This window comes from Verminephrobacter aporrectodeae subsp. tuberculatae At4 (assembly GCF_000193225.1).
Taxonomy (GTDB): Bacteria; Pseudomonadota; Gammaproteobacteria; order Burkholderiales; family Burkholderiaceae_C; genus Acidovorax; species Acidovorax aporrectodeae.
Window position 1 is genome coordinate 1 of sequence record NZ_AFAL01000529.1, and the last position, 2,743, is coordinate 2,743.

At 73.3% G+C, this 2,743-nt stretch carries 3 protein-coding genes; all 3 read left to right on the forward strand.

The window, feature by feature from the left end:
* Nucleotides 1-1,179 (forward strand): type III PLP-dependent enzyme domain-containing protein (locus VTU_RS0117905; RefSeq protein WP_010106743.1); only part of this gene is annotated, 1,179 nt, incomplete at its 5' end.
* A 10-nt stretch (nt 1,180-1,189) separates the two neighbouring features.
* A complete protein-coding gene (locus tag VTU_RS28030) occupies nt 1,190-2,128 on the forward strand; it encodes a MurR/RpiR family transcriptional regulator (RefSeq protein ID WP_010106746.1) in 939 nt (312 codons plus the stop codon).
* Nucleotides 2,125-2,743: amidohydrolase family protein (locus tag VTU_RS0117915; protein WP_010106748.1), on the forward strand; the 619-nt coding region annotated here is incomplete at its 3' end. The genes VTU_RS28030 and VTU_RS0117915, both read left to right, overlap by 4 nt.

Consider the following 2,743-nt stretch of genomic DNA (forward strand, 5'->3'; position numbering starts at 1 on the left):
CCGCTGCCGCTGGCCCTGCTCAAGCGCGAGGCGCTGGAGCACAACCTGGCGTGGATGCAGGCGCGCGTGCGCGCCTGGGGAATCGACCTTGCGCCGCACGGCAAGACGAGCATGTCGCCGCAGCTGTTCCGGCGCCAGCTCGACGCCGGCGCCTGGGGCCTGACTTTCGCGACCGTCACGCAGCTGGCCGTGGGCGTGGCGGCGGGCGCGCGCCGCACGCTCATCGCCAACCAGGTGCTCAGCGACGAGGACCTCGCGGGAATCCAGACGCTGCTGCGCGCGCACGCCGGGCTGCGCATCGCGTTCCTGGTCGATTCGCTCGCGCAACTGGCGCTGATCGAGGACTGGGCGCAGCGCCACGCGGGCAGCCTGCCATTCGAGACCCTGCTCGAAATCGGCGTCGAAGGTGCGCGCACCGGCTGCCGCACGCATGCGCAGGCGCTCGCGCTCGCCACCCGGCTGCGCGCGAGCGCTGCCGTCCGGCTCGTCGGAATCGAGGCCTACGAAGGCCTGGGCGCCACCGGCACGAGCGCGCCCGACGCGGCCTACGCGCGGGCGCTGATGGACCGCGTGCACGCCGTGGCCTGCGATTGCGCTGCGCGCGGGCTTTTCGAGACCGACGAGGTGCTGCTCTCCGCCGGCGGATCGGCCATCTTCGACCTCGTCGCCGAGCGCCTGAAACCCGCGCTCGGCGTGCCGGTGCGCGGCCTGCTGCGCTCGGGCTGCTACGTCACGCACGACCACGGCGTCTACCGGCGCATGCTCGGCGCAGTGGAGGAACGCCTGGGCTGCGGCTGCGACACCAGCCTGCGGCCCGCGCTCGAAGTCTGGGCCACGGTGCAGTCCTGCCCCGAGCCGGGGTTGGCGATCCTCGCGGTCGGCAAGCGCGACATTTCCTTCGACCTGGCGCTGCCCGTGCCGATCTTGCACGCCGCGCGCGGCGCGCGCGCGGCGCAGGCCGCGCCCGCGGACTGGAAGATCAGCGCGCTCAACGACCAGCACGCCTACCTGCGCTGGGACGTTGCCCCGGATGCGCCCCAAGCGCCGCAGGCGCCCGCAGTCGGCGACCGTGTGGGCCTGGGCATTTCGCACCCCTGCACCACCTTCGACAAATGGCACTGGATGCCGGTCGTGGAATCGGACTACCGCGTCAGCGACGCGGTGAGCATGCATTTCTGACCGCGCGCCGATGACCCCCTGCCTGTTGCAGAAGATCGCTGCGTTGCGCAGCCACGCCCCGGCGACGCGGCGCGCGATTCTCGAACTGATCCTCGAAGACCCCGACCGCGTTCTTCAGGAGAGCTTCGAGCAGCTGGCCGAGCGCTCGCGCAGCTCGGTGCCGACGATCATGCGCACCTGCCGCGACCTCGGCTTTGCCGGACTGCGCGAGTTCAAGCTCGCGCTCGCGCAGGAACTGGCGCTCGGCGGCTCGCCGCTGCACCGCCGCGTGAGCATCGAGGACGCGACCGACGCCGTGGTCGACAAGATCGCGCGCAGCGCTGCGGCGTCGGTCTCGGGCGTGCGCGGCCAGCTCGACGTACCGGTGCTCGACGCCGCCGTGGCGGCGATCGCGGCCGCGCCGCACGTCGACCTGTACGGCGCGGGCGCCACCTCGTGGTTCATGGCCTGCGACCTGCAGGCGCGGCTGTTTCGCCTCGGCCTGTCGGCCACCGCCTGGGCCGACTACCACCTGCAGCAGGTGGCCGGCGCGGCGCAGCGACCGGGCGGCGTGGTGATCGCGATCTCGCACGTCGGCGGAATGCCCTCGCTGCTCGACGCCGTGGACATCGCGCGCGCGCAGGGCGCCAGGCTGGTCGCGCTCACGCGGCCGGGAACGGCGCTCGCCGCCAGGGCCGACTTTCTGCTGGGGCTGTCGGTGCCCGACGACGCGGTGATGCACGTGGGAATCGACGCCTACCTCACGCACCTGACCGCCATCGAGATCCTGACCGTGCTCGTGGCCCAGCGCCGCGGCGCGTCCGCGGTGCAGCGCCTGCAGCGCACGCGCGAGGCGTTCCGGCGCCACGGCATCGACACGGCGGTCCATCCGCTGCAAAGCTGGGACGATCCCGACAGCGACGACAACGGCGACAGCGGCGACGGCGACGCCAAGGGCGCCGCAGCGTGAGCGCGGCAGGCAAGGCGATCCTGCTCGAAGCGGGACTCGTGGTCGATGGGTCGGGCGACCCCGCGTGGACCGGTGACCTTCTGCTGCGGGGTGCGCGCATCGCCGCGCTGGGCGTGGACCTGCGCGCGCGCTTGCCCGACGGGCTGACGCCGTCCGACGTCGAGCGCGTCGATTGCCGCGCCCGGGTGATCGCCCCCGGCTTCATCGACGCGCACACGCACGACGACGCGAGCGTGCTGCACGACCCGCTGTGCCTGCCCAAGCTGTCGCAGGGAATCACCACCGTGGTCACGGGCAACTGCGGCATCTCGCTCGCGCCGTACCGCACGCCGCGGGCCGGGCCGCCGCTCACGCTGCTCGGCGCGCAGGCCTTCGAGTACGCGAGCATGGCCGCGTACCGCGCGGCCGTGGACGCGGCGCGGCCCGCGCTCAACGTGGCCGCGCTCGTCGGCCACACCACGCTGCGCTACGCGAGCATGCAGGCGCTCGACCGGGCGGCCAGCGCCGACGAACTGGCGCGCATGCAGGCGCTGCTCGACGACTGCATGGCCGATGGCGCGCATGGCATGTCGTCGGGCCTGTTCTACGCCGAGGCCTTTGCCGCGCCGGCCGAGG